The following is a 26,178-nucleotide window of genomic DNA, read 5'->3' on the forward strand; positions in this document are numbered from 1 at the left end:
TTTCCCTGGGACTTCAAGTCCCCTGAAGGGTCGTTCGAGACCAGGACGTTGATAGGTCGGGTGTGGAAGCGCAGTAATGCGTTAAGCTAACCGATACTAATTGCCCGTGCGGCTTGATCCTATAATCTGAAACGCGTAAGCGAACAATCAAACCTAGTGTTACTTCTTCCAGATTCAGTGTGCTGTTCAAAGAACAGCCCACAACCAGTTATGTCTGGCGACCTTAGCGAGGCGGTCCCACTCCTTCCCATTCCGAACAGGACAGTGAAACGCCTCAGCGCCGATGATAGTGCGGAGCTCCCGTGTGAAAGTAGGTCATCGCCAGACTTCCCCTCAGAAAACCCCAGCCCAAAAAGGCTGGGGTTTTTGTTTTTCATTGGTTCAATACCGGATTTTTACCAAAATAGCCGTTTGGACTGTCCAGGTTCTGACTTCGGCGTAAAATCCTTGTTGGCGCAATGCCTGTCCCGGACCGCTCATCATGTTTCAGAACAAATCCCTGTATGGCCACATTCTGGCCTTTTCCGCCATCCTGATCTGGGGAACGACGCTTGTTTCCACCAAGGTGTTGCTGCGCCACTTCACGCCGGAAGAAATCATCGTTTACCGCTTTGCCCTGGCCTATGGCCTGCTTCTGCTGTTTTGTCGCGAGCGTATCGGCTGGGCTGGTTGGCGGGACGAGGTGCTGTTTTTCGGCCTGGGCGTGACGGGGGTGACTTTTTATTTCTGGACCGAGAATGCCGCACTGAAATATACGCTGTCAGCCAATGTGGGGATGATTGTTTCCGCCATTCCCATCATGACGGCGATGCTGGCGCACTACACGACGCACGACGAAAAATTCCGGCTCAACTTGCTGCTGGGGTTCGTGGTGGCGATGGCAGGTATTGCGTTGATCATCTACAACGGTCAAGTGCTGCAGCTCAATCCTTTGGGCGATATCCTGGCTTTGGGATCGGCGCTGTTCTTTACTGCCTACAACATCCTGATTCGCAAGTCCCCCGCTGGTTACAGCCGCTTGGCCATGGTGCGCAAGACTTTTTTCTGGGGCTGGATGGCATCGTTTCCGGTCTGTCTGCTTGCCGGCGGAAACCTGAGCCGCATGCCCGAATTCGAATTCGAACCGTGGGCCAATCTGGTCTATTTGGCCACATTTGCATCTGTGTTGGGATATGCCATGTGGAACAAGGCGATCGAGTTGATCGGTGCGGTGCGGACTTCCAACTACATCTATCTTATGCCGCTGTTTACCATGGTGGCGGCCGTGCTGGTTCTGGATGAACAAATTACGCCGCTGATGATCGCCGGTGGGTTTTTGATTCTGGCGGGGGTTTACGTCAACGAAAGCCGCTGGTTGAAGCCTGCAACAGCCTGATGTTACCTGCCCGCTCTTTTTTCGAAGCCACGCTTGAAGCGTGGCTTTTTTGCTGACCGCTATCAAGAATATCTATCAATACCATTGACGCAAGCTATTTTTTCATGGATCATGCAACTGAGAATGGTTCTCATGTTTCCTGAATTCTATGCCCACCCTTGCTGAATTGCCGTTGCGCCAACTGGCGCGGGTTTGTCATTTGCGCGTCGAGCCTGAATTGGCCCAACGCCTGATCGCTTTGGGGTTGCGCCCGGATCGGGAGGTTGAAGTCATTCGCCGCGGCTGGCTATCTGGCCCTTTGCTGGTTCGAGTAGGCGCAACCGAGTTCATGATGCGCCGCGAAGCGGCCAAATTGATCGATGTCGAACCCCTGAGCAGTTGAGAGTTGTACAAAAATGAAAAGAATTGCCCTGGTGGGGATGCCCAATACCGGGAAATCCACCTTGTTCAACCGCCTGACCGGCGGAACTGCCCGGATTGCCAACTGGCCCGGCCTGACCGTTGAAATCACCACCGGGCGGATTCCCCTTGGCGCTCATCTCGTGCATGTGGCGGACCTGCCCGGCATCTACGATCTGGAAGGCGGAGCCGAGGACGAGCGTCTTGCTCATGCGTTCCTGGCCGAAACCAGCTTGGATGCCGTATTGCTGGTATTGAATGCCACCCAACTCGATCGTCAGTTGGGTCTTGCCTTGCAGCTTGCCGCGCTGGGCGTGCCCCTGATCGTGGCGCTCAACATGTCCGACGAGGCACGCCGTGCCGGCATCAGGATTGACCGTGAGGGATTGGCGGCAAGGCTGGGATGCCCGGTATTGGCCATTTCGGCCAAACGGGGCGAAGGTGTACCGGAGTTGAAGCATCTGCTTGCTCAGCATCTGCAGACGGCGGAGCCGCACTGCGCCGATTTTTCGCGCGTGACGTCGAGCACGGACTGGCATGCGGAAGAGGCGCAGCTTTTCGGCCAGTACGTGCGCCGTCCGTCCTCGCTGCCGGAAGGGATAACGGCCAAGATCGACCGCTGGGTGTTGCATCCCTGGCTGGGATTGCCGGTTTTCGTGCTGACGATGTATTGCCTGTTCCAGTTGACGTACACCCTGAGCGCGCCGCTACAGGATGTCATGAAAGCGCTGACCGGCATGATCAAGAGCGAGTGGCTGACGCCTTTGGCGCAAGGCTGGCCGCCGTTCCTGGCCGGATTTGTGGTCGAGGGCATTTTCGATGGCGCCAGCACGGTGCTGACGTTCACGCCGATCATCTTCCTGTTTTTCTCGTTGATGGCGGTCATTGAGGATTCGGGCTATTTCGCGCGTGCGGCGTTCATGATGGATGGCGTCATGGCCCGGCTGGGGCTCGACGGTCGCGGTTTTGTCATGCTGATGATGGGGTTTGGCTGCAATGTTCCCGCGCTGCTGGGCACCCGCATCATCCGCGATTACAAGGCGCGTTTACTGACCATGCTGGCGATTCCGTTCTCGCTCTGTTCCGCGCGCTTGCAGATATTCCTGTTCCTGGCCGGAGCCCTGTTCAGCCCGGCGCGTGCGCCTTGGGTATTGTTGTCGCTGTACTTCGTCAGTATCGCGGTGGCCATGGGAACCGCGCTGGTGTTCCGCAAACATTTTGTTTCCAACGAGCCTTTCGCCCTGGAACTGCCGCCTTACCGCCTGCCTGTTATCGGGCATGTCTGGAATCGCGGCTGGGGCGAGACGCGCGAATTCCTCAAACTGGCTTCGACCATGATCGTAACCGGCGTTGCGCTGGTCTGGCTGTTGACGCATTATCCGAGCGAGCAGGCGAGTTACGCTGGCGTGGTCGCGAATTTCTTCCAGCCGGTGCTCTCGCCAATCGGCGTGCAGTCCGATCTTTCGATTGCGCTGATTTTCGGGCTGGTGGCGAAGGAAGTGGTGTTGGGGGCGCTGGCGGTGATCGTCGGTCACGAGGGCAAGGAGCTGGCGAACCACCTTGCCATGACGCTCGATGCGGTTTCCGCCTACAGCTTCATGCTCTTTACCCTGATCTATGTGCCTTGCGTTTCGACGATTGCGGCTCTGAGGAAAGAATCCAAGAGCCTGGGCTTTACGGTTTTTTCGGTGGTATGGTCGCTGTTGCTGGCTTGGGTCGTGGCTTTTGTGTTCTATCAGGGCGCGCGCTGGCTGGGGTTTTAAGAACCTGTTCACGCTCTTGCTGCGAAGCCGGGATCGGGGCTCATGCGCTGCTCAAAATCCTCATGTACTCCTTGTACACTCCGGTTTTTGTGCTGCTCTTCACCCTGCTGACGGCTTCTCCCGACAGATCGTGAACAGGTTTTAAGCGCCTTTCGATTCAATATGGATTCTTGTCATGACCAATAACGATATTTTGCGCAGCCTGCGCTATGCCCTGGATATCAGCGATGTTGCTGTCGCCAAAATGATTGCGCTTGCCGAGCAGCAGGTCGACAAGGCCGACATCATCGGCATGATGAAAAAGGAGGACGAGGAGGGCTACCTGCCGTGCAGCAATGCGGTCCTCACGGCGTTCCTCGACGGCCTGATTGTCCAGAAGCGCGGCAAAATGGAACCCAAACCCGGACAGGCGCCGGAGCCTGTTTCCGAATTCAATTACAACCTCGTGCTGAAGAAAATCCGTATCGCGCTGGAGCTGAAAGAGGACGATATCCTCGCGATGCTCGAACTGGCGAATTTCCGTCTGAGCAAGCCGGAGCTTAGTGCGCTTTTTCGCAAACCCGATCATAAAAACTACCGCCCCTGCAAGGAGCAGTTCCTGCGCAACTTTCTGAAAGGGCTGGCCTTGCGCTTGCGTGCTGCGGACGGGGCGTGAACGAACCTACTGCTCGGCTGAATGGTTCTGTTCGTCAGCCGATGCAGACTCTTGCAGGGTTTGTTTCAGCAGCCTGGCTTTCTGAAATTTCTGTTGTGGATGCTCCATTCGTTTGACGCGCTGCTGTTCTCCGGTTCCATTACAGCCGCTCAGGCAGAAGAGAGCGGTCAAAAATAGACAGCAATATGGGCGGTGTTTCCCTGATGTTTCCGATAACCGAAGTGCCCGATTCTTCGTATCGGCGTTGGTTTCTGTTGTCATAACTTCTTGTGTTGTTAACTATTTTAATTAAGGCTAGCCGCAGAAATCAGGTTTGCAAGTGCTTTTTCCTTTGGCGACAGCTTGATCTGCCGTGATTTTTTCCGGCGATTGCCTGTGTGAGCCGTTCCCGGCGTGGTTTCAAGTTAAAATGCCCGGTTTACATCCCCGTGGCCGTCCATGAAGCTTGTTGTTCTGGGTCTCAATCACCGCACTGCACCGCTGGCGTTGCGGGAGCTCTTGGCCTTCACGCCGGCCGAGTTGCCCGAGGCGCTGCTTGACCTGACCGCGCTGCGCGGTGTGTACGAGGCCGCCATCGTTTCGACCTGCAACCGGACCGAGCTTTACTGCAATACGCGCGATCCGGAGTTGGTTCGCCAGTGGCTTGAGGCCGCGCGTTCGCGCGCCGGACGCGACTTGGCGGACAGTCTGTACTGCCACGAAGGCGACGATGCCGTGCGGCATGTGTTCCGCGTGGCGGCAGGTCTGGATTCCATGGTTCTGGGTGAAGCGCAGATACTGGGGCAGGTCAAGGAAGCCGAACGCGTGGCGCGCGAAGCCGGAACGCTGGGCCTGTTGCTCAACGGCTTGTTCCAGCGCGCGTTTGCCGTGGCCAAGGAAGTGCGCACTGAAACGCGCATCGGCTCGGCGTCGGTCTCGATGGCGGCGGCCGCGGTGCGCTTGGCCGGACGGACTTTCCCCGATCTCTCGCAAGCCCGTGTACTGTTTGTCGGCGCCGGAGAGATGATCGAACTGTGCGCGCGGCATTTTCATGCCAGCCAACCGCGCGGCATGGCGATTGCCAACCGCACCCACGGGCGCGGCGATGCGCTGGCGCGCGAGTTTGGCGCGGAAGCGATCCTGCTCTCCGATCTCAATACCCGGCTGGCCGAATTCGACGTGGTGGTGACTTCCACTGCGTCCACGCTGCCGATCATCGGCAAGGGCCTCGTCGAGCGTGCCTTGCGCGCCCGCGACCGCCGCCCGGTGTTCATGCTCGACTTGGCCGTGCCGCGCGACATCGAAGCCGAAGTGGCCGAGTTACCCGAGGTCCACCTGCATACGGTCGACGATCTGGCCGAAGTGGTACGTCAGGGCGTGGAGGCGCGCCAGGCCGAAGTTGAAGTGGCCGAGGCGATCATTGCCGAGCGCGTGGACGATTTCAGCCACTGGCTGGCCTCGCGCGCTCTGGCCCCGACGATCCGCAGTCTCAAGGACCAGGCGGACCGGATTGCGCGCCATGAAACAGCGCGCGCACGCAAGAAACTGACTGCCGGCGACCCCGCCGAACGGGTGCTGGAAGAGTTGGCCGTGCAGTTGGCCAACAAGTTCCTGCACGCGCCGTTTGCGGCCCTGAATGCCGCGCAGGAAGACGAACAGGAAGAATTGGTGAAACTGATCAGGCGCTTGTATCGCCTTCACGATCAAGATTGAAAGCCCGCACGTTGGGCGGCTGCGTTGGTACGCTTGCCACTGTATTTATTGACCTGGCCATGTGAAGTTTGAATTTTGCAGTCATACCGGCGCAGGCCGGTATCCAGCAACGAAGCTGGTTAAAACCACTGGACCCCGGCCTGCGCCGGGGTGACGAGTTCAAACAAAATCACGCCGAATCAACAGGCTTTGCTGGAAAGAAAATAATGAAACCCTCGATTGTTTCCAAACTGGCCCAACTCGCCGACCGGCTCGAAGAAGTGGGTGCGCTGCTTGCCAGCGAGGATGCCACGCGCGATATGGACGCCTACCGCAAGCTCACGCGCGAACATGCAGAGCTGGAGCCGGTCGTCGCGCTGTACCACGAATTCCGCAAGACCGAAGCCGACCTCATTGGTGCGCAGGAAATGCTGGCCGATCCCGACATGAAGGAATTGGCCGAGGACGAGATCAGGACCGGCAAGGCGCGCATTGAAGAACTGGAAGTCGAACTGCAAAAGGCCCTGTTGCCCAAAGACCCGAACGACGAGCGCAACATCTTCCTGGAAATCCGTGCCGGCACGGGTGGCGACGAATCGGCGCTGTTTGCCGCCGATCTCTTTCGCATGTACTCGCGCTACGCCGAACGTCAGCGCTGGCAGGTGGAAGTGGTTTCCGCCAGCGAATCGGACCTTGGCGGCTACAAGGAAATCATCGCCCGCATCGTGGGCTATGGCGCATATTCCCGCCTGAAATACGAATCCGGAGGCCACCGCGTGCAGCGCGTGCCGGTCACCGAAACGCAGGGGCGCATCCATACCTCCGCCTGCACCGTGGCGGTGATGCCGGAAGCCGACGAGCTGGCCGAGGTGAACATCAACCCGGCCGATATCCGCATCGACACCTTCCGTGCCAGCGGCGCGGGCGGCCAGCACATCAACAAGACCGACTCTGCTGTGCGGATCGTCCATATCCCGACCGGTATCGTGGTCGAATGTCAGGACGGGCGCAGCCAGCACAAGAACAAAGCGCAGGCAATGGCCGTACTGGCCTCGCGCATCATGGACGCCCAGCAGCGCGAACAGCAAAGCAAGGAAGCCGCCGAGCGCAAGAGCCTGATCGGCTCCGGCGACCGCAGCGAGCGCATTCGCACCTACAACTTCCCGCAGGGGCGCATGACCGACCACCGCATCAACCTCACGCTCTACAAACTCGACGCGATCATGGACGGCGATCTGGAGGAGCTGACCCAGTCGCTGATCAACGAACGCCAGGCCGAGTTGCTGGCGCAGTTGGGGGATTAATTTAGAAGTGGTCTTGTACTTGTCAAGCACTCGCCACGAGCGTTGCTTGATGGATCTTTCTATACTCTCAACAGTGCTCCGGCCGATAGTTGGAATGCGAAGGAGAAAACGGTGAACAAAGTAATGCAGGTGATGTTTTGGGCTAGCTTGCTTATGTCGGGTGTGCCCCAAGTCCGTGCGTCCGAATTCACTGTTTATGCATCACCTCTCGGTGAATACATGATCAAGGTCGGTCCTTCTCTGGATGAGTCAACAGGACTGATGATGGAGATTGCTGCGGCAGCGTTCAGGCAGGCGGGGCTTCAAGTCAAAGTGGCCCCTTCGATGCCGTGGGCAAGGGCTCAGGTTGAAGCCATGCATCAGCCTGGCGCAATCCTGGTTTTGCTGGCAAAGACCCCCGCTCGCGAGGATCAATGGCGGTGGCTATCGATGATGTATACCGACAAAATATACGGTATTACGATTCGGGAGAAGGCTGTATTTTCAAGCTTTGACGAGATCAAGACCAAGAAGCCGCGAGTCGCGGTAAAGATCGGTACAGCATCGGAATCCATTCTGAAGAGCATGGGCGTAGCAGTGGATTCAACGCCGGACGAGCACAGGAATTTGCTGAAGCTGTTCTATGATCGTGTTGACGTGGTACTGCTTCAGGGAATGGTGCTCTATCCTGCTGTGCAGGCAATGCTGAAAGAGCGGTATGCGGATAATTTGCATCTTCGTATCAAAGATTTACGTCGGACCCAGATAATGGACGTCCCTCTCTGGATTGTAACTTCACGCAAAACACCTGAAATCGAAGCAAGACGATTGCAGGAAGCGCTGGAGCGATTCAAGCAAAGCCCGGAGTACCGGGCAATTGTCCGGAAATACGAAGCTAGATTGACCTCGATTGGCCAATGAGTTTTTGCTCCTCTGTTTGGTGTTCCGGATGTTTTGCCTTCGGCGGTTGATCCGGCGGGCTGCCGCTGCGCGGCGAGGCCGCCCTACCATTGGACTTTCTTCGTGGCGACTGCGCGAGTCTTTGCCAACCGCGAATCCGTCGCGGCTTGGGGGGCGGGCTTTGGTATAATCGCTTCCCTTTTGCTCCGGCGTGTTGGCGATGAATGTTTTTTACGAGGAAGACGGCAGTTTCAAGGTGGCTTCGGTGCGCGAGGAGCAGCAGGCCAGCCTGATGGTGGAGGATGCGCGCGGCAAGCGCGGCAAGATCAAGTCCGCCAGTGTGCTGCTGAAATTCGACCGCGTCGGGCTGGAAGATTTCCTGCATGCCGCCGAGGCGGCTGCCGCCGAGATTGATCTGGATTTTCTGTGGGAATGTTGCGGGCCGGACGAGTTCGGCTTTCAGGACATTGCCGCCGAATACTTTGGCGCGGGCGCAACGCCGGCGCAGCAGGCTGCCGTGGCGATTCGCCTGCATGCGGCGCCGATGTACTTCTACCGCAAGGGCAAGGGCCGCTACAAGGCAGCGCCCGAAGAAAACCTCAAGGCGGCGCTCGCAGGGCAGGAGCGCAAGCGCATCGAGGCCGAGCAGATGGCGGCCTGGCAGGATGAGTTGCGGGCCAACAAGCTGCCGGCGGCGTTTTCGGCCAAGCTCAACATGCTGCTGCATCGCCCGGACAAGAACAGCATCGAGTGGAAGGCGCTGGCTGCGGCGAGCGATGCCGAGCAGATGTCGCCATTGCGCCTTCTGGAGCGCGCCGGGGCGATTCCCGACGTGGCGGCCTATTTCATGCAGGGTTTCCTGACCGAATATTTCCCCAAGGGGCGCGGTTTTGCGCCTGTTGAGGCGGTGGCTGCGCCAGACGAACTGCCGCTGGCCGACGTGCAGGCATTCAGCATTGACGATGCCCAGACGACCGAGATCGACGATGCGTTCAGCCTGGTGCGCCTGCCCAACGGCAACTGGCGTGTCGGTATCCACATTGCTGCGCCGACGCTGGGTATTGCACCCGGCAGCGAGTTGGACAAGATCATTCTGGAGCGCCTGTCCACCGTGTACATGCCCGGCGACAAGATTACCATGCTGCCGGATGAGGTGGTCGAGGTGTACACGCTGAAGGCTGGCGAGGCGCAACCCGCGGTGTCGATGTACCTGGAAGTGTCGCAGGGCTTCGATATCCTTTCCCGCGAATCGAAGGTCGAGCGCGTGCGGCTGGCAGCCAACCTGCGCCATGACCAGATCGAGCCGTATTTCAATGAGGAAACCGCCGGCAAGGCCGATGCGCCGGACTATCCGTGGAAGGATGAGCTGACCTGGCTGTGGCACTTTGCCAATGCGCTTGAGGCGCGGCGCGGCAAAGCCGAGGCCAATGGTGCGAACAAGGTCGATTACGGTTTCCGCATCCACCGCGATGGCGACGAAGAGCGCGTGGAAATTTTTACCCGCAAGCGCGGTTCGCCGATGGACAAGCTGGTGGCCGAGCTGATGATTCTGGTCAATAGTCAGTGGGGCAAGGATCTCGCCTCGGCCAGCGTGGCCTGCATCTATCGCGCCCAAGGCGGCGGGCGTGTGCGCATGACCACGCAACCCAGCCCGCATATCGGCCTGGGCGTGGAATGCTATGCCTGGTCGTCGTCGCCGCTGCGCCGCGCGGTCGACTTCATCAACCAGCAACAACTGGTTGCCATGCTGGCCGGCCAGAAACCGCGTTTCCAGCGCAACGATGCCGAATTGTTCTCGATCATCGGCTCTTTCGACGCGGCGTATGCGGCGTATGCCGATTTCCAGGACAAGATGGAGCGCTACTGGTGCCTGCGTTATCTGGAGCAGGAAAACATCCAGGAGATGAGTGCCACCGTCCTCAAGGAAAACCTGGTGCGCATCGACGGCATGCCGCTGGTCCTGCGGGTGGGAGGATTACCGGAACTGCCGGGAGGCTCTACGGTAAAATTGCAGCGCCTCGGCATGGACTATCTTGAACTCAACGTCGATTGCCGAATCGCCACCCTGTGAGAACGGAAACCCATCATGCTGCCCAACCGTCGTCTGAGTGAATACCTGCCGGTCCGTTTTGCCAACGGAGACCAGGTGCGCCAGTTTTCCAAGCCCTGCGTACACTGCGGGCAGATGCTCAATGCCCAGCACATGGTGGGCGTGGCGCGGCTGGTGAAGGGCATGATCGCGATTGCCGCCAAGGCGAACTGCCCGGCCTGCGGCAAGCAGTTTTCCGTGACCTGCCTGATCGACGAAGACAAGCGCGTGCAACGCGTGGTAGTGCCTTACTGGCTGTTCAATCCGTATTTGCGGGCAATTCAGTTGCAGGATGATGAACAGTTTGCCTCGAGCAGCGCAGCCGTGTCGGACATGCTCCCCGAGCCGGAGGCCGCCAGTGAAATACCGCCTTCCCAGCTTGAGCGTGCAGAAGATGCGGTTGGCCGTTATCAGGGCAAGCCGATTCCGGCCTGGGTGCGGGTCAACGGCCGCCTGTTCACGTTCGACCGTGTGGCGCAGAATGCCCAGGCAGGGCAGGGAGAGCTTCTGCTCGACGGTTGCCTGGTCTACCGGCCCGGTGCTGACAATTGACATTGGGCATGTCGCCAACATGCCTTTATAATCGCGCCTTCTTTTTTGTTTTTGACGGACCAACGAGGAACCGCCATGCAGCGCTCGATGCTCAAATCCAAGATCCACCGTGTAACCGCCACTCATGCCGAGTTGCACTACGAGGGCTCCTGCGCCATCGATGAAGACCTGCTCGATGCGGCCAATATCCGCGAATACGAAGAAGTCCATATCTGGAACATCAACAACGGCGAGCGCTTCTCCACCTACGCCATCAAGGGCGAGCGCGGTTCTGGCGTGATTTCGCTCAACGGCTCGGCAGCGCGCCGTGCGCAGGTGGGCGATCTGCTGATCATTGCCACCTTCGTCCAGCTCGACGAATCCGAGCTCGACAACCACAAGCCCTCGCTGGTGTACGTGGACAGCAACAACAGGATCACGCACAGCAAGAATGCGATTCCCGTGCAGAAGGCTTGATCGACTGATTTCAAGACAAACGCCCATGCCAGTGCATGGGCGTTTTTTTATCGGAGATTTTCCATTTGACGCAATTCGGCAAGCTGGTCGTGGCGAACTGTAGTTTCCCCCTTTGACAAAGGGGGGCAGGGGGGATTTCCCGGCACTGCCATAACCAGCACTGTTGAAATCCCCCTCAATCCCCCTTTTGCAAAGGGGGAAGCAAGGTGCTCGCACGCCTCGTTTCTTGCCAATGCCTTTCGGCCTGCGGGTGAAAATTCTACGCAGGGCGAACGGATGGGTGGCTAATGGGAAATTTCAATTTATTCCGGAGGATGCATGAACCCGGTTGCAGTGAAGGATTACCTGCTCACGCTCCAGCAGAACATTGTCGCCACGCTGGAAAACCTCGACGGAACCAGCTTCCGTACCGACCGCTGGGCACGGCCCGAAGGCGGCGGGGGGATCTCCCGCGTGATCGAGGATGGCCCACTGTTCGAGCGCGGCGGGGTGAACTTTTCGCACGTCACCGGCGCTGCCTTGCCGCCGTCGGCGACTGCAACCCGCCCGGAGTTGGCCGGGTGCGGCTTCGAGGCGATGGGGGTATCGCTGGTGCTGCATCCGCGTAACCCGTATGTGCCGACGGTGCACATGAACGTGCGGTTTTTCCGCGCCAGCCGGCAGACTCCCCTGCGTGAAACGCAGGGGCAAGCGTCCCTCTCTCCCTCAGGGAGAGAGCAAGGAGAGAGGGTGAATACGCTGGAGAACGGGGATGTCTATTGGTTCGGCGGCGGTATGGACCTGACCCCGTATTACGGTTTTGCAGAAGATGCCGTTTACTTCCACCGCACCAGCCGGGATGCGCTGGCGCCGTTCGGGGCCGATCTCTATCCGCGCTTCAAAGGCTGGTGCGACAGGTATTTCCATCTCAAGCACCGCAACGAAGCGCGCGGCGTGGGCGGCATCTTCTTCGACGATTTCTCGGAAGGCGGTTTCGACGCGGCCTTTGCCATGACACAAGCCGTCGGCAACGCCTTCCTGCCCGCATACCGGCCAATCGTCGAGCGCCGGCGCGAGCTGGAGTACGGTGAGCGCGAGCGCAACTGGCAGGCCTACCGGCGCGGGCGCTATGTCGAATTCAACCTGGTCTGGGACCGGGGGACGCTCTTCGGCCTGCAATCGGGCGGGCGCACCGAATCGATCCTGATGTCGATGCCGCCGGTGGCGCACTGGCGCTATGACTGGCAACCGCCGACGGGCTCGCCGGAGGAGCGGCTGTTGACGGATTTCCTGCCTGTGCGAGACTGGATATGACCGAATCGGTGAGAGCGCACTCCATGGATCGTATTCGAGACATGGCCAGTCTGCGGGAATACCTGCAGCAAGGCCGGCAGCCGGAATATCTGTTCTTCTGGGGTAACCATCCCAATGCGGATGGCAGCATCTGCGAAACCTGCCTCAGCCAGTGGTATGCCGCCGGTTTCGAGCTGGATGGTGTGCATTACCGCACTGCCGAGCACTACATGATGGCGGAGAAGGCGCGCCTGTTCGGCGATGAGGCGGCACTGGCCAAGGTGCTGCGCTCGCGCTTTCCTGCGGAGGTCAAACGCTTCGGCCGCGAAATTGCCGCCTACCGCGACGAGGTCTGGGATTCGCACCGCTTCGAAGTGGTGGTGCGCGGCAATCTCGCCAAGTTCCGGCAGAACCCGGCTTTGCTGGAATGGCTGCTTTCGACCGGAGAGAAAGTGCTGGTGGAAGCGAGCCCGTCCGATGCGATCTGGGGGATTGGCGTGGTGGAGGAGCATCCGTTCGCGGCCAATCCGAAGTTGTGGCCGGGGTTGAATTTGCTGGGGTTTGCGTTGATGGAAGTGCGGAGCCTGTTATCTGTAGAGCAACAAAAGGCAGTTGTTTAGCGCCTGCGGCGCAGGTGTTTGGGTGCCGTTTCCGCACGGCGGGCAGGTTGGGTGTTTTGTCAGTCTCGGCAAAGCCCCCAACACCCCCAAGCCGACCCCGCCTTGCGGCCCTCCGGGCTGCCCTCGGTCGGTCGCGAGCCTGGGTCTCGCTCTGCTTCCTCGGCGCTGGCCAAGGGGATGGGAAACCGGCTGCAATGGCTGTGGCGTGGTAAAAAACAAGGGCTCCCGTGGGAGTAATGCCGTTCACTTAAGCCAAGTGAGCGGCATTTTTATTGAACAGCGCTGCATGCAGCACGCCCCGCCCTGGAAGGCGCCGAGAAGCACAGCAAGGCGCGGGAATTCGGCGAGCACTGTTTGAGGCCGCAGGCCGAGTTGCGCAGCCGCCGCGCCTTGCGAGCATCGCAGGGAACCCCGCAGGGGCGCCGGAGCAGGCTCGCCTAGGGGGGAAGGGGATTTGGCGAGACAAATCCCTTTCCCGTCTGCCGGGCGGAACCGGCCCTAAACCCTGCGCCGCAGGCGCACGAAAATCCTTAAGTGAACGACATTAGGCACCCGCGGGTGCCCTTGTTTGTTTTACAGACTTTGCAGATGGATCAGTTCCAATCCTTGATCCGCGCTGCGGCCTTGTCGATCTCGGCGCGCAGGCTGGCGTAGTCGCGCACGACCGGGTATTGCGGGAATTCGCGCACGACGTTTTCCGGCGGGTGCATCAGGATGCCGGCGTGGGCGGCGCCCAGCATGGCGGTGTCGTTATAGCTGTCGCCGGCGGCGATGACCTTGAAGTTGAGCGACTTGAAGGCTTCGACGGCGTGGCGCTTCTGGTCGGGCATGCGCAGGTGGTAGTTCACCAGCATGCCGTCGGCATCGGCTTCCAGGCGGTGGCAGAACAGCGTGGGCTGGTTCATCTGTTCCATCAGCGGCTTGGCGAATTCGTAGAACGTGTCCGAGAGGATCACGACCTGGTATTCACGGCGCAGCGAGTCGAGGAATTCCACGCAGCCTTCCATCGGCCCCATGCCGGCGATGACCTTCTGGATATCCGGCAGGCCCAGCTTGTGTTCGCGCAGGATGTTCAGGCGATACTTCATGAGCTTGTCGTAATCCGGTTCATCGCGGGTGGTACGGCGCAACTCCGGGATGCCGGTGCGTTCGGCAAAGGCGATCCAGATTTCCGGAACCAGTACGCCTTCCATGTCGAGACAGACGATCTGCATGCTGCAAGTCCTAGATAGAAAAGAATAAACGCCGCGATTTTACCGTAATTTCACTCATGTGCCGGTGGCAATTCATCGTTTACGGCGATCAGCTCCTGCCATCCCAAGCCAGCCATGACGCGCGCGAAATCGGCGTCCATCGGGGCGCAGAATTGCAGCGGGGTGCCGCTGACGGGATGGGTGATCGTCAGCGTGCGGCAGGTCAGCAGCAGGCGTGCACAGTCGAAGCGCTCGGCGAACAGCCGGTTATGCCGCCCCTTGCCGTAGGTGGCATCGCCGATGATCGGATGCGAGATGTGCTTGAGGTGGCGGCGCAATTGATGACGGCGGCCGGTCACGGGCTCCAGTTCCAGCAGGGCGTAGCGGCTGGTCGGGTAGCGGTCGACCTGCACCGGAATTTCGGCGCAGGCCAGACGCTGGTAGCGGGTGAGGGCGTCCTGCGCGGTCTGGATCACGGTCTGGCCGAGGAAATCGACATCGTCTTTCTGGCGCGTGAGCGCGTGGTCGATTTCGCCGTTTTCCGGCGGGTGGCCGCGCACGATGGCCCAGTAGCGTTTCTCGACCGTTCCTGCCTCGAACTGCTTTGCCAGCGCGCGGCTGGTGTCGGAATCCAGCGCAAACAGCAACACGCCCGAGGTGCCGCGATCCAGCCGGTGCACCGGGTAGACGCGTTGACCGATCTGGTTGCGCAAGATCTGCAGCGCGAAGCGGGTTTCGCGCCAGTCGAGCACGGTGCGGTGCACCAGCAAGCCGGAGGGTTTGTGGATGGCGATCAGGTATTCGTCGCGGTAAAGGACGGCAAGCGGGGCTTCCTGGAAAACAGTCATGCAAGCGGGCGGGTCAGCGCAGGTAGGTGTTGATGAGTTGCTTGTACTTTTCCTGCTTCACTTTGTCGAGCGCTTTTTGCCAGCGTTGCACGGTTTCGTCGCTGACGTTTTTCGAGAAGGCGATGTGCAGCGGGTTTTCATAGAGCATCAGCGGGGTTTCTTCGAGTTGTGCCATCTCGAGCCCGATTTCTTTTGCGGTAGATGGCAATGTGGCTTGCCCCATCGCAATGGCATCGACGCGCTTGTTGACCAGCGAGCGCAAGGTGTTGGCCAGCGTGTCGGAGCGCATGATGTTGTGCAGCCCCCCGTTGGTCAGATAGGTATCCTGGCTCATACCCTTGGGAACGCCGACGCCGCCGAGTTTTTCCAGATCGGCGAGCGAGCGGATTTGGGCGGGGTTGCCCTTGAGCTTGTAGACATAGATGTCGTTCTGTAGCAGCGGGCCAGCCCATTTGAACTTGTCGCTGCGATCCGGGGTGCGGGTCACGGAAAAGAAGACGTAGTTGTCGTGATGCTGCGCCATCTTCATGCCACGCATGAAAGAGACAAACTCGATGGTTGGCGTCAGGCCGAGCTCTTTCATGGTGGCGACGACCAGATCGTAGGCGATGCCGCGCGGCTTGCCTTTTTCGATCCAGGCTAGGGGGTGGCGGTTGTCGGTGAGGACAATAAGCTCCGCTTCTGCCCAAGCGTGCCTGGGTAGCCACAGCGCCAACAAAAACAAGAAAAGGGAACGGCGGATCGCAGTCATATCGCTCCACTTTGCAGAAGTGGTTTTTCTGACGGTAGCAGTCTAGCTGTCGCGCGGCAAGCGCTATGCGCCTTGCGGTGCCAGATGGCGCCTGACTGGTAGAATGGCGCATCGAAATCAACCGGGAGAAACACCGTGATCGTCATTCTGGGCGCTATGGAAAGCGAAATCAGCGAATTCCTGTCCTGCATGCAAAACCGCCAGACCTGCAACTGGAACGGCTTCGAGCATCACCGCGGAACGATCGACGGGCATGAGGTGCTGGTCAGCCGCAGCGGCGTGGGCAAGGTCAAGGCCGCGATGATGACGCAACACCTGATCGACGATTACAAGCCGCGAGCCATCCTCTTCACCGGGCTGGCCGGCAGCCTGAGGCCGCATATCGCCATCGGCGACACGCTGGTGGCGCGCGATCTGGTGCAGCATGACATGGACACATCCGGTATCGGTTACCCGCGCGGGCAGATTCCGTTTACCGACTGGCGTTTTCTGCCGGCCGATCCTTGCCTGCTGGAAATCGCCTCCGGCTTCACGCCGCAGCAGGGCAGTCTGCACATCGGGCGTATCTGCACCGGCGACCAGTTCATCACCCACCGCGAAATGGACAGCCATGCCCACCTGACCGGCGAACTCGAAGGCGACGGCGTGGAAATGGAAGGCGCGAGCGTGGCGCAGGTCTGCGCCATCAACAAGGTGCCGTGCCTCGTGGCGCGCACCATCTCCGACAAGGCCGACGGCAGCGCTGCCGTGAACTTCGAGGAATTCCTGCCGCGCGCGAGCCACAACAGCCTGGATTTTGTGCGCTATATGCTGGCGGGGATGTGAGTTTGTTTGTCCCGGGGGTGGGGAACGGTATGATGGAAATCCCCATGTGCAAAAGGAACTGACCATGAGAACACTGATTGCCCAGTCGGGTACGATCCGGAAAGCCGCCATGCTTCTGGTGGCATCGTCTGCATTGTTTGTTTCATCTGCGTTCGCCGGTTGCCAGATTGAAGGCCGGGGCAGCTATACGCCGACCGGGAACTCCTACAAATCCGAATCCACGAAGTGGCTGGTCCCCAAGCAGGGGGCGAAGATCGTGCGGGTGAGTAATCCCGGCAATGCCGAGCGCATCGTCCTGATCTACAGCAGCGACGGAAAAACGATCACCTCGGAAACCAGCTATTACATCAAGGATCTGGTCGGCATGCAGCTCAAGCCGGGGCATTACAAATTCACGCCTTTGCCAAGCTCGATGAACCGGGCCACCGTGCATGTGAGCATTTTTCTCGATTATTCTTGCTGATATACGATCAGTACAGGCCGTTGAACATCGCCGCTTTCCCGTTGTCGGGGAGCGGCGATTTTTTTGTGTTTCCACTGGTGATCGAAGCGTTACTTTTACCGATCTTGCGTTTTGTTGGCTTTTTGTTGCATCTGTTGCTTACGTTTTGCGTTTTTTTGTTTTGGTGTGTTGTAAAATCGCGCGCTGTTTTGCTTGTGAGTTTGTGAGGATTCGATGAAAAGAAATGGAATGATTGTTTTGGGCGTGTTGGTGGGCGTGGCTGCAACACTTGCAGGCTGCGCGACTGAAACATCGCATGTGCTGCCAGTGCAGAAGGTGGAAACGTACAAGCAGCCCTACGCAGGAACGCGCACGCTGATTGCCGTGGGGAAATTCGATAACCGCTCAAGCTATATGCGCGGGATTTTTTCCGATGGGGTGGATCGCTTGGGCGGGCAGGCCAAGACCATCCTGATCACGCATTTGCAGCAAACGAACCGCTTCAATGTGCTTGATCGCGACAACATGAAGGAAATCGGTCAGGAAGCCAGGCTTGCGGGCAAAACCCAAAGCCTGAAAGGAGCCGATTTCGTGATTACCGGTGATGTGACGGAGTTCGGGCGCAAGGAAGTCGGGGATCATCAACTGTTTGGCATTCTTGGTCGCGGGAAATCGCAGATCGCCTATGCCAAGGTCAATCTCAATATCGTGAATATCGCCACGTCGGAAGTGGTGTACTCCGCTCAGGGGGCCGGCGAGTACGAATTGTCGAACCGCGAAGTGATTGGCTTTGGCGGGACGGCAAGCTACGACTCGACGTTGAACGGAAAAGTTCTTGATCTGGCCATTCGCGAATCGGTGAACAACCTCGCCGCCGCCATTGATTCCGGTACCTGGAAGCCGAATAAATAAGAAGAAAGATCATGAGTAAATACAAAGAAAAGATATTTGCATTATCCGTGGCAGGATGCCTTTTGTTGTCCGGCTGCGCATCCGGCCCGCAGCGTCTTTATCAGTGGGAAAGCTACCAGCCGCAGGTCTACGAATATTTCAAGGCCCAAGGGAGCGGTCCTGAAGAGCAAATTACGGTGCTTGAGCGCGACATCCAGAAAATTCGTTCCCAGGGACGTACGCCGCCTCCCGGGTACCATGCGCATCTGGGCTTGCTGTATTCAAAAGTAGGGAAAATGGATCAAGTTGCCCAGCAGCTTGAAACGGAAAAGACCTTGTTCCCGGAATCCGCGCCGTACATGGATTTTTTTCTTGTGAAATTCAAGCGATGAAATCATGAATATTTTTAAAACGATGAAATTGGCGCTTTGTGCCGGGGTAGTTATTCTGGCTTCCGGCTGCGCCACGCAAAAACCCTACGATTACACGGCATTCAAGCAAAGCCGCCCGAAAACCATTCTGGTGCTGCCTCCGGTAAACAACTCTCCGGATGTGAATGCCACCTACAGCATGCTTTCGCATGTGACTTACCCGCTGGCTGAATCCGGATATTACGTGTTGCCGGTGACGCTGGTCGACGAAACTTTCCGGCAAAACGGCATCATGCTCCCGGCAGAGATGCATGCTGTCACCCCGGCCAAATTGAGGGAGATATTCGGAGCGGATGCGGCGCTCTATATCACGATCCAGCAATACGGCGTGACTTACATGGTGGTGGACAGCGAGGCCAGAGTAACCGCCCAAGCCAACTTGGTGGACCTTAAAACGGGGAAATTGCTGTGGTCCGGTTCGGCGACAGCCTCCAATAATGAAGGAAACAACAATTCCGGCGGCGGGGTTGCCGGCATCTTGATCTCGGCCGTGGTCAAACAGATCGTCAACAATGTTACGGATGCCGGCCACGGCGTGGCAGGCGTAACCAGCCAGCGATTGCTGTTTGCCCGTCCCAACGGGTTGTTGCTCGGGCCGCGCTCGCCCAATTACGGCAAGGATTAGTCGGGATACGCGGAAACGATTTTCAGCACACGCAAGGCCGCTCCTGAGCGGCCTTCATTTTTCCACGGGCCACGCCCAACTCGTAGTGCGGGTTAGCGAAGTCAACCCGCAAAATGCATCAGGTCGCACCGACGGTATTTGAAAAATGCGTCGTGACCATGCAAGTGACAGCCTGCGCGGGTCAAACGACCCGCCCTACATGGCTACAGACACGATTCCGCCAGTTAGCACGCTCAATCCCGTTACCGGCCGCCGAGGAGGAAGCGAGACCCAAGGCTCGCGACCGACGCAGGGCACCCCGGAGGGGCGGCACGGCGGGTCGGCTTGGGAGTGAAGAGGGATTTGCCGAGACAAATCCCTCTTCCCGGTTGCGGGCCGGAGTCCCGTCCGAAACAAGTGCGGCGCAGCCGCATAAAATCCAAACATCCGACGCAATGCGCTTCGCTTCGATTGCGCCCGAAAGCCAGACTGGCAATGAAAAACGCCGCTTGGAGTAGCGGCGTTTTTGCATGGTGAATTGGGCAAGATCAGCGTGGTAACACTGATTCACCCATCAAAAACGCATCCACCTCGCGTGCCGCCTGCCGTCCTTCGCGAACCGCCCAGACAACAAGCGATTGGCCGCGGCGCACGTCGCCGGCGGCGAAGACCTTGGGCACATTGGTGGCGTAGCAGCCTTCGCCGTCGGTCGTGGCCCTGGCGTTGCCGCGGGCGTCCTTGTCCACGCCGAAGGATTCCAGCAGGCACGCGACCGGGTTGGTGAAGCCCATGGCGAGGAAGACGGCTTCGGCGGGGATTTCCTTTTCCGTGCCCGGTACTTCGCTCATCTTCATCTGGCCGGTTTGGGCATCCTTGCTCCATTCCACGGTGGCGATGACCATCGATTGCAGCTTGCCGTTCTTGCCCTTGAATTCCTTGGTGGTGATTGACCACTGGCGCTCGCAGCCTTCGTCGTGGCTGGACGAGGTGCGCAGCTTGTTGGGCCAGTAGGGCCAGGTTAGCGGCTTGTTTTCTTCGACCGGCGGCTTGGGCATTACTTCCAGTTGCAGGATCGACTTGGCGCCCTGGCGGTTGCTGGTGCCTACGCAGTCGGAGCCGGTATCGCCGCCGCCGATGACGACCACGTGCTTGCCGGTGACCTTGATCTGGTCCTTGATCTTGTCGCCGGCGTTGACCTTGTTCTGCTGCGGCAGGAACTCCATGGCGAAGTACACGCCTTCGAGCTCGCGGCCGGGAACCGGCAGATCGCGCGGGACTTCGGAGCCGGCGGTGAGCAGCACGGCATCGAAGTCTTTCTGCAGTTGCTGCGGGCTGATTTTTTCCTTGGCATCGTTGCCGACGCCCTTGGGCAGGTCGGCCTCGCCGATGCAGACGCTGGTCTTGAAGGTGACGCCTTCGGCTTCCAGTTGCTTGACGCGGCGGTCGATCAGGGCCTTGTCGAGTTTGAAGTCGGGGATGCCGTAGCGCAACAGGCCGCCGATGCGGTCGCGTTTCTCGAATACCGTCACGTCATGGCCGGCGCGCGCCAGTTGCTGCGCGGCGGCGAGCCCGGCCGGGCCGGAGCCGACGATGGCGATTTTCTTGCCGGTTTTCTGCGCGGCGGGTTGCGGTAGTACCCAGCCGTTTTCCCACGCCTTGTCGATGATGGCGTGTTCGATCGACTTGATACCGACCGGGGCGGCGTTGATGCCGAGCGTGCACGCGGCCTCGCACGGGGCGGGGCAGATGCGGCCGGTGAATTCCGGGAAGTTGTTGGTGGAATGCAGTACAGCGATGGCTTCCTGCCACTTGCCCTTGTAAACCAGATCGTTCCAGTCCGGAATGATGTTGTTGACCGGGCAGCCGTTGTTGCAGAACGGAATGCCGCAATCCATGCAGCGCGCGCCCTGGATTTTGGCCTGCTCGTCAGTGAGGGGAATGATGAATTCCTTGTAGTGCTTCTTGCGCGATTCGGGGGCTTCGTAGCTTTCTTCCTGCCGCGCAAATTCCATGAAACCGGTGGGCTTTCCCATTTTGATTTCCTTTAAATGCTTGTTCACCACAGAGTCACAGAGCCACCGAGAAAAACCAGTTCAATTTGGGGCTCTCTGTGCCTCTGTGTCTCTGTGGTTAAAAGGTCTTACGCAGTCACGGCTGCCTTGGCGGCGGCCAGTTCCTTGAGCGCGCGGCGGTATTCCTTCGGCATGACCTTCACGAACGCGCGCCGGGTTTCTTCCCAGTTGCCCAAGAGGGTACGGGTGCGGATGCTGCCGGTGTGCTTGTAGTGCTGCTCCAGCAGGCGCTTGAGGATCACTTCGTCCGCCTCCTGCGGGCCGCCGCGTTCCACGCTGTGCCAGATGGCCTTGTCCATCTGCACGGCCTGTTCGTTTTGCGAGAGCACCGGCTCCAGATCGACCATCGCCAGGTTGCACTTCTTGGCAAAGGCGCCGTTCGGGTCCCAGATGTAGGCCACGCCGCCGGACATGCCCGCAGCGAAGTTGCGCCCGGTATCGCCGAGCACGACCACGGTGCCGCCGGTCATGTATTCGCAGCCGTGGTCGCCCACGCCTTCGACGACCGCCGCCGCGCCGGAATTGCGCACGCCGAAGCGCTCGCCGCCCACGCCGTTGAAGTAGGCTTCGCCGGCAATCGCACCGAACAGCACGGTGTTGCCGACGATGATGTGCTCGGGGCCGAAGCCGCGGAAATCGTTCGGGGTGCGCACGATCACGCGACCGCCGGACAGGCCCTTGCCCACATAATCGTTGCCTTCGCCCACCAGATCGAGCGTGATGCCGTGCGCGAGGAAGGCACCGAAGCTCTGGCCGGCGGTGCCGGTGAACTGGATGTGGATGGTGTCGTCAGGCAAGCCTTCGTGGCCGTATTTTCTGGCGACTTCGCCGGACAGCATTGCGCCCACCGTGCGGTTGACGTTGCGGATCGGCGAGATGAACGAGGTGCGCTCGCCTTTCTCCAGCGCGGGCGCGGCCTTGGCGATGAGCTGGTGGTCGAGGGCCTTTTCCAGTTGGTGATCTTGCGTGGCGCAGACACGGCGCGCCACATCGGCGGGTACGTCGGGCATGAAGAAGATCTTGCTGAAATCGAGCCCTTGCGCTTTCCAGTGCTGGATTGCGGCCTGCTTGTCCAGGAGATCGGCGCGGCCGATGAGGTCGTCGAACTTGCGGATGCCCAGCTTGGCCATGATCTCGCGCACTTCTTCGGCGACGAAGAAGAAGTAGCGCACCACGTGCTCGGGCTTGCCGGAGAAGCGCTTGCGCAGTTCCGGGTCTTGCGTGGCGACGCCGACCGGGCAGGTGTTGAGGTGGCACTTGCGCATCATGATGCAGCCTTCGACGACGAGCGGTGCGGTCGCGAAACCGAATTCGTCCGCGCCGAGCAGCGCGCCGATCACCACGTCGCGGCCGGTCTTCATCTGGCCATCGACCTGGACAGCGATGCGGTCGCGCAGACCGTTGATGACGAGCGTCTGCTGCGTTTCGGCGAGGCCCAGTTCCCACGGCGAACCGGCGTGCTTGATCGACGAGAGCGGCGATGCGCCCGTGCCGCCGTCGTGCCCGGCGATGACCACATGGTCGGCCTTGCACTTGGCGACGCCGGCTGCGACCGTGCCCACGCCGACTTCGGAGACCAGCTTCACGGAAATGGCCGCTTTCGGGTTGACGTTCTTCAGGTCGTGGATGAGCTGCGCCAGGTCCTCAATCGAATAGATGTCGTGGTGCGGCGGCGGCGAAATCAGGCCGACGCCGGGCACCGAGAAGCGCAGCTTGGCGATGTATTCCGAGACTTTGTGGCCGGGCAACTGGCCGCCTTCACCGGGCTTGGCGCCCTGAGCCATCTTGATCTGGATCTGGTCGGCGGAAGTCAGGTATTCCGCCGTGACGCCGAAGCGCCCGGAAGCCACTTGCTTGATCTTCGAGCGCAGCGAATCGCCGTCTTCGAGCTCCGTATCGGATTCGATCAGGTCATGACCGAGGATGCTGGCGAACGATTCACCCTTCTTGATGAGGATGCCGTTCATCTCGTTGCGGTAGCGTTTTTCGTCCTCGCCGCCTTCGCCGGTGTTCGACTTGCCGCCGATGCGGTTCATGGCGATGGCGAGCGTGGTGTGCGCTTCCGTGCTGATCGAGCCGAGCGACATCGCGCCGGTGGCAAAACGCTTGACGATGTCCTTGGCCGGCTCGACTTCGTCGAGGGGAATCGCCTTGGCCGGGTCGAATTTGAAATCGAACAGGCCGCGCAGCGTCATGTGGCGCGCGTCCTGCTCGTTGATGATCCGCGCGTATTCCTTGTAGGTCTGGAAGCTGTCGGCGCGCGTGGAATGCTGGAGCTTGGCAATCGCGTCCGGCGTCCACATGTGCTCCTCGCCGCGGGTGCGGAAAGCGTATTCGCCGCCGGCATCGAGCATCCCGGCGAGCACCGGGCTCTTGCCGAAAGCGTCCTTGTGCAGGCGGATCGCTTCTTCTGCGACCTCGAAAATGCCGATGCCTTCGACCTTGGACGGCGTGCCGCGGAAATACTTGTCGACCAGCGCCTTGTTGAGACCGATGGCCTCGAAAATCTGCGCGCCGCAGTAGGACATGTAGGTCGAGATGCCCATCTTGGACATGACCTTCTGCAGCCCCTTGCCGATGGCCTTGGTGAAGTTGTAGATCGCCTTGTCGCCGTCACCGTCCGGCGTGGCCAGCGCCATGTCGCGCAGCGTTTCCATGACGAGATAGGGGTGAACCGCTTCCGCGCCGTAGCCGGCGAGCAGGGCGAAGTGGTGTACCTCGCGCGCCGAGCCGGTTTCGACGACGAGGCCGGTGCTGGTGCGCAGGCCGCGGCTGACCAGGTGCAGATGGATTGCGCTGGTGGCGAGCAGCGCCGGAATGGCGACGTGCTGCGCATCCAGCTTGCGGTCCGAAACGATCAGCACGTTGTAGCCGGACTTCACGGCGTCTTCAGCCTGCGCGCACAGCGAGGCGACGCGCGCTTCGATGCCCTCGTTGCCCCATTCCACCGGATAGCAGATGTCGAGCTCGTACGACTTGAACTTGTTGTCGGTGTAGTGCTCGATGTGGCGCAGCTTGGCCATGTCCTTGAAATCGAGCACGGGCTGGCTGACTTCAAGACGCATCGGCGGGTTGATGTTGTTGAGATCGAGCAGATTCGGCTTCGGGCCGATGAACGACACCAGCGACATCACGATCTGTTCGCGGATCGGGTCGATCGGCGGGTTCGTCACTTGGGCGAAGAGTTGCCTGAAGTAGTTGTAGAGCGGCTTGTTCTTGCTCGACAGGACCGCGAGCGGCGAATCGTTGCCCATCGAACCGATGGCTTCCTCGCCGGAGGCTGCCATCGGTGCGAGCAGGAACTTGACGTCTTCCTGCGTGTAGCCGAACGCCTGCTGGCGGTCGAGCAGCGGGGCGCGTTCTTCCGCTTGCGGTTCCGGGCCGTCGACTTCGTCGAGCTTGATCTGGATGCGGCTGATCCACTCGCGGTAGGGCTTGGCGTTGGCGAGCGAATCCTTGAGCTCCTTGTCGTCGATGATGCGGCCGGCTTCCATGTCGATGAGGAACATCTTGCCCGGTTGCAGGCGCCATTTCTTGACGATGCGGTTTTCCGGGATTGGCAGCACGCCGGCTTCGGAGGCCATGACGACCAGATCGTCGTCGGTCACGATGTAGCGCGCGGGGCGCAGGCCGTTGCGGTCGAGCGTGGCGCCGATCTGGCGACCGTCAGTGAACGCAATCGCGGCCGGACCGTCCCACGGTTCCATCATCGCGGCGTGGTATTCGTAGAAGCCGCGGCGGTTGGCGTCCATCTGCTCGTGCTGTTCCCATGCTTCCGGGATCATCATCATCGCGGCGTGCGCCAGCGGGTAGCCGGCCATGGTCAGGAGTTCGATGCAGTTGTCGAAGGTCGCGGTATCGGACTGGCCTTCGTAGACTATCGGGTAAAGCTTGGCCAGATCGTCGCCGAGCACGGCGGATTTCATCACGCCTTCACGGGCGCGCAGCCAGTTGAAGTTGCCCTTCACCGTGTTGATTTCGCCATTGTGCGCAATCATGCGGTAGGGGTGGGCGAGCGGCCATTCCGGGAAAGTGTTGGTCGAGAAACGCTGGTGAACCAGCGCCAGCGCGGAAATGCAGCGCGGGTCGGCCAAGTCCTTGTAATACACGCCGACCTGGTTGGCGAGCAGCAGTCCCTTGTAGATGATGGTGCGCGCCGACATCGACGGCACATAGTATTCCTTGCCGTGCTTGAGCTGCAGCTTCTGGATCGCGTGGCTGACTTCCTTGCGGATCACGTAGAGTTTGCGCTCCAGCGCCTCGGTCACCATGATGTCCGGCCCGCGGCCGATGAAGACCTGGCGGATGACCGGCTCCTTGGCCTTGACGGTGGGCGACATCGGCATGGTGGGGTCGACCGGCACGTCGCGCCAGCCCAGCAGCACTTGCCCCTCGGCGCGTACCGCGCGCTCGATTTCCTGTTCGCAGGCGATGCGCGAGGCGTTTTCCTTGGGCAGGAAGATCATGCCCACGCCGTACTCGCCGGCTGGAGGCAGTTTCACGCCCTGTTTGGCCATTTCTTCGCGGAAGAACTGGTCGGGAATCTGGATCAGGATGCCGGCACCGTCGCCCATCAGCGGATCGGCCCCGACCGCGCCGCGGTGATCGAGGTTTTCCAGGATCTTCAGGCCGTTTTCAATGATGGAATGGCTTTTCTGGCCCTTGATGTGGGCGACAAAACCGACGCCGCAGGCATCGTGTTCGTGGGCGGGATCGTAGAGCCCTTGGGGGTGCTGCATGATTCAACTCCTCGTGCAGGGAACGGCGCACTATCGAAAAAAACCGGATGCATCCGCGCGGTGGCCTGTTTCTGTCCGGAACCGGACCGGCCAGGGTTTCGCGGGAACGGAAGGTTGTTCTTGTGGTATCAGGGAAAATACTACCTACACTTTTCCGGGGGCGCGATAGGTCGAGGGGTGAATTTGTCGGGCGGAAGCAAAAAAAGACCTGTCGAAGGGGGCTTCGACAGGTTTTAGGTTCTGTTGACGTTGGTTACAAAACTGCGTTTGGGGTAGTTCGAGATGGATTTCAAGGCGCAAAGCGCGCCGCAATACGGGTATTGCAAGCGGTTTGCAACGCAGAAAGC

General features: G+C 59.7%; 22 protein-coding genes and 2 rRNA genes. 19 read left to right on the plus strand and 5 right to left on the minus strand.

The features are described 5' to 3' along the window. The 14 genes from BMZ36_RS13380 to ybiA form a co-directional block, all read left to right on the plus strand. Positions 1–121: ribosomal RNA gene (locus BMZ36_RS13380) — 23S ribosomal RNA — on the plus strand; the annotation flags it as partial. Between the two features lie 92 nt (positions 122–213). Then, a 5S ribosomal RNA gene (rrf, locus tag BMZ36_RS13385) occupies positions 214–327 on the plus strand. Positions 328–481: 154 nt separating this feature from the next. Continuing rightward, positions 482–1,375, plus strand: coding sequence for a DMT family transporter (locus tag BMZ36_RS13390; RefSeq protein ID WP_091197847.1), 894 nt, complete (start codon positions 482–484; stop codon positions 1,373–1,375). Between the two features lie 148 nt (positions 1,376–1,523). Then, a complete protein-coding gene (locus tag BMZ36_RS13395; RefSeq protein ID WP_091197850.1) occupies positions 1,524–1,757 on the plus strand; it encodes a FeoA family protein in 234 nt (77 codons plus the stop codon). A gap of 13 nt (positions 1,758–1,770) precedes the next feature. Continuing rightward, positions 1,771–3,537 (plus strand): ferrous iron transport protein B, encoded by a 1,767-nt coding sequence (feoB, locus tag BMZ36_RS13400; protein WP_091197854.1) that lies wholly within the window; start codon positions 1,771–1,773, stop codon positions 3,535–3,537. A 175-nt stretch (positions 3,538–3,712) separates the two neighbouring features. Beyond that, entirely contained in the window at positions 3,713–4,192 is a 480-nt protein-coding gene (locus BMZ36_RS13405) for a YehS family protein (protein ID WP_091197858.1), read from the plus strand. 438 nt (positions 4,193–4,630) lie between these two features. After that, on the plus strand, positions 4,631–5,884 hold the full coding sequence (gene hemA / locus BMZ36_RS13410; RefSeq protein ID WP_091197861.1) for a glutamyl-tRNA reductase: 1,254 nt from the start codon (positions 4,631–4,633) through the stop codon (positions 5,882–5,884). A gap of 206 nt (positions 5,885–6,090) precedes the next feature. Further along, positions 6,091–7,167: a peptide chain release factor 1 gene (gene prfA, locus BMZ36_RS13415; RefSeq protein ID WP_091197865.1), complete on the plus strand. Its 1,077-nt coding sequence runs from the start codon at positions 6,091–6,093 to the stop codon at positions 7,165–7,167. Positions 7,168–7,278: 111 nt separating this feature from the next. Further along, complete coding sequence (locus BMZ36_RS13420; protein WP_143086071.1) at positions 7,279–8,067, plus strand: substrate-binding periplasmic protein; 789 nt, start codon at positions 7,279–7,281, stop codon at positions 8,065–8,067. A gap of 199 nt (positions 8,068–8,266) precedes the next feature. Continuing rightward, positions 8,267–10,117: a ribonuclease catalytic domain-containing protein gene (locus BMZ36_RS13425; RefSeq protein WP_091197871.1), complete on the plus strand. Its 1,851-nt coding sequence runs from the start codon at positions 8,267–8,269 to the stop codon at positions 10,115–10,117. A 15-nt stretch (positions 10,118–10,132) separates the two neighbouring features. Continuing rightward, positions 10,133–10,687 carry a hypothetical protein gene (locus BMZ36_RS13430; RefSeq protein WP_091197874.1) on the plus strand — a complete coding sequence of 185 codons (555 nt, stop codon included), beginning with the start codon at positions 10,133–10,135 and terminating at the stop codon, positions 10,685–10,687. Between the two features lie 75 nt (positions 10,688–10,762). Beyond that, positions 10,763–11,143: an aspartate 1-decarboxylase gene (panD, locus tag BMZ36_RS13435; protein ID WP_091197879.1), complete on the plus strand. Its 381-nt coding sequence runs from the start codon at positions 10,763–10,765 to the stop codon at positions 11,141–11,143. 318 nt (positions 11,144–11,461) lie between these two features. Beyond that, positions 11,462–12,436, plus strand: a complete 975-nt coding sequence (gene hemF, locus BMZ36_RS13440; RefSeq protein WP_091197882.1) for an oxygen-dependent coproporphyrinogen-III oxidase — start codon at positions 11,462–11,464, stop codon at positions 12,434–12,436. A gap of 23 nt (positions 12,437–12,459) precedes the next feature. After that, positions 12,460–13,035, plus strand: a complete 576-nt coding sequence (ybiA, locus tag BMZ36_RS13445; RefSeq protein WP_091197964.1) for a riboflavin biosynthesis intermediates N-glycosidase — start codon at positions 12,460–12,462, stop codon at positions 13,033–13,035. A 593-nt stretch (positions 13,036–13,628) separates the two neighbouring features. On the opposite strand, the gene thrH is transcribed toward ybiA, so the two are convergent. Genes thrH through BMZ36_RS13460 form a run of 3 tightly spaced genes read right to left on the minus strand, consistent with a single transcriptional unit; the run spans position 13,629 to position 15,827 of the window. Continuing rightward, complete coding sequence (gene thrH / locus BMZ36_RS13450; RefSeq protein ID WP_091197885.1) at positions 13,629–14,249, minus strand: bifunctional phosphoserine phosphatase/homoserine phosphotransferase ThrH; 621 nt, start codon at positions 14,247–14,249, stop codon at positions 13,629–13,631. A gap of 50 nt (positions 14,250–14,299) precedes the next feature. Next, positions 14,300–15,076: a tRNA pseudouridine(65) synthase TruC gene (locus tag BMZ36_RS13455; RefSeq protein WP_091197888.1), complete on the minus strand. Its 777-nt coding sequence runs from the start codon at positions 15,074–15,076 to the stop codon at positions 14,300–14,302. A 13-nt stretch (positions 15,077–15,089) separates the two neighbouring features. Then, the gene (locus BMZ36_RS13460) at positions 15,090–15,827 is read right to left on the minus strand and encodes a substrate-binding periplasmic protein (protein WP_091197891.1); all 738 of its coding nucleotides are present in this window, start codon (positions 15,825–15,827) and stop codon (positions 15,090–15,092) included. 135 nt (positions 15,828–15,962) lie between these two features. Here BMZ36_RS13460 and BMZ36_RS13465 point away from each other — a divergent pair, with 135 nt between their 5' ends. From BMZ36_RS13465 to BMZ36_RS13490, 5 genes are all read left to right on the plus strand, one after another. After that, on the plus strand, positions 15,963–16,652 hold the full coding sequence (locus BMZ36_RS13465; protein WP_143086072.1) for a 5'-methylthioadenosine/adenosylhomocysteine nucleosidase: 690 nt from the start codon (positions 15,963–15,965) through the stop codon (positions 16,650–16,652). Positions 16,653–16,716: 64 nt separating this feature from the next. Next, on the plus strand, positions 16,717–17,115 hold the full coding sequence (locus BMZ36_RS13470; protein ID WP_143086073.1) for a hypothetical protein: 399 nt from the start codon (positions 16,717–16,719) through the stop codon (positions 17,113–17,115). A gap of 228 nt (positions 17,116–17,343) precedes the next feature. After that, positions 17,344–18,006 carry a CsgG/HfaB family protein gene (locus BMZ36_RS13480; RefSeq protein ID WP_245747953.1) on the plus strand — a complete coding sequence of 221 codons (663 nt, stop codon included), beginning with the start codon at positions 17,344–17,346 and terminating at the stop codon, positions 18,004–18,006. Between the two features lie 11 nt (positions 18,007–18,017). Beyond that, on the plus strand, positions 18,018–18,377 hold the full coding sequence (locus BMZ36_RS13485) for a DUF4810 domain-containing protein (protein WP_091197918.1): 360 nt from the start codon (positions 18,018–18,020) through the stop codon (positions 18,375–18,377). Between the two features lie 4 nt (positions 18,378–18,381). Next, positions 18,382–19,041, plus strand: a complete 660-nt coding sequence (locus BMZ36_RS13490; protein WP_091197933.1) for a DUF799 domain-containing protein — start codon at positions 18,382–18,384, stop codon at positions 19,039–19,041. A gap of 527 nt (positions 19,042–19,568) precedes the next feature. Here the strand turns inward: BMZ36_RS13490 and BMZ36_RS13495 are convergent. Together BMZ36_RS13495 and BMZ36_RS13500 are read right to left on the minus strand one after the other, a co-directional pair. Next, entirely contained in the window at positions 19,569–21,053 is a 1,485-nt protein-coding gene (locus BMZ36_RS13495) for a glutamate synthase subunit beta (RefSeq protein WP_091197968.1), read from the minus strand. 107 nt (positions 21,054–21,160) lie between these two features. Beyond that, a complete protein-coding gene (locus BMZ36_RS13500; protein WP_091197961.1) occupies positions 21,161–25,831 on the minus strand; it encodes a glutamate synthase-related protein in 4,671 nt (1,556 codons plus the stop codon). Positions 25,832–26,178: the final 347 nt, after the last annotated feature.

It is taken from the genome of Formivibrio citricus, assembly GCF_900115065.1.
In the GTDB taxonomy this organism is placed as follows: domain Bacteria; phylum Pseudomonadota; class Gammaproteobacteria; order Burkholderiales; family Chitinibacteraceae; genus Formivibrio; species Formivibrio citricus.

Excerpts from the sequence above, each read along its gene's own strand:
- BMZ36_RS13390 (WP_091197847.1), top strand. The coding sequence starts at position 482 with ATGTTTCAGAACAAATCCCTGTATGGCCACATTCTGGCCTTTTCCGCC.
- BMZ36_RS13395 (WP_091197850.1), top strand. The coding sequence starts at position 1,524 with ATGCCCACCCTTGCTGAATTGCCGTTGCGCCAACTGGCGCGGGTTTGT.
- feoB (WP_091197854.1), top strand. The coding sequence starts at position 1,771 with ATGAAAAGAATTGCCCTGGTGGGGATGCCCAATACCGGGAAATCCACC.
- BMZ36_RS13405 (WP_091197858.1), top strand. The coding sequence starts at position 3,713 with ATGACCAATAACGATATTTTGCGCAGCCTGCGCTATGCCCTGGATATC.
- hemA (WP_091197861.1), top strand. The coding sequence starts at position 4,631 with ATGAAGCTTGTTGTTCTGGGTCTCAATCACCGCACTGCACCGCTGGCG.
- prfA (WP_091197865.1), top strand. The coding sequence starts at position 6,091 with ATGAAACCCTCGATTGTTTCCAAACTGGCCCAACTCGCCGACCGGCTC.
- BMZ36_RS13425 (WP_091197871.1), top strand. The coding sequence starts at position 8,267 with ATGAATGTTTTTTACGAGGAAGACGGCAGTTTCAAGGTGGCTTCGGTG.
- BMZ36_RS13430 (WP_091197874.1), top strand. The coding sequence starts at position 10,133 with ATGCTGCCCAACCGTCGTCTGAGTGAATACCTGCCGGTCCGTTTTGCC.
- panD (WP_091197879.1), top strand. The coding sequence starts at position 10,763 with ATGCAGCGCTCGATGCTCAAATCCAAGATCCACCGTGTAACCGCCACT.
- hemF (WP_091197882.1), top strand. The coding sequence starts at position 11,462 with ATGAACCCGGTTGCAGTGAAGGATTACCTGCTCACGCTCCAGCAGAAC.
- ybiA (WP_091197964.1), top strand. The coding sequence starts at position 12,460 with ATGGATCGTATTCGAGACATGGCCAGTCTGCGGGAATACCTGCAGCAA.
- thrH (WP_091197885.1), bottom strand. The coding sequence starts at position 14,249 with ATGCAGATCGTCTGTCTCGACATGGAAGGCGTACTGGTTCCGGAAATC.
- BMZ36_RS13455 (WP_091197888.1), bottom strand. The coding sequence starts at position 15,076 with ATGACTGTTTTCCAGGAAGCCCCGCTTGCCGTCCTTTACCGCGACGAA.
- BMZ36_RS13460 (WP_091197891.1), bottom strand. The coding sequence starts at position 15,827 with ATGACTGCGATCCGCCGTTCCCTTTTCTTGTTTTTGTTGGCGCTGTGG.
- BMZ36_RS13470 (WP_143086073.1), top strand. The coding sequence starts at position 16,717 with ATGAGAACACTGATTGCCCAGTCGGGTACGATCCGGAAAGCCGCCATG.
- BMZ36_RS13480 (WP_245747953.1), top strand. The coding sequence starts at position 17,344 with ATGATTGTTTTGGGCGTGTTGGTGGGCGTGGCTGCAACACTTGCAGGC.
- BMZ36_RS13485 (WP_091197918.1), top strand. The coding sequence starts at position 18,018 with ATGAGTAAATACAAAGAAAAGATATTTGCATTATCCGTGGCAGGATGC.
- BMZ36_RS13490 (WP_091197933.1), top strand. The coding sequence starts at position 18,382 with ATGAATATTTTTAAAACGATGAAATTGGCGCTTTGTGCCGGGGTAGTT.
- BMZ36_RS13495 (WP_091197968.1), bottom strand. The coding sequence starts at position 21,053 with ATGGGAAAGCCCACCGGTTTCATGGAATTTGCGCGGCAGGAAGAAAGC.
- BMZ36_RS13500 (WP_091197961.1), bottom strand. The coding sequence starts at position 25,831 with ATGCAGCACCCCCAAGGGCTCTACGATCCCGCCCACGAACACGATGCC.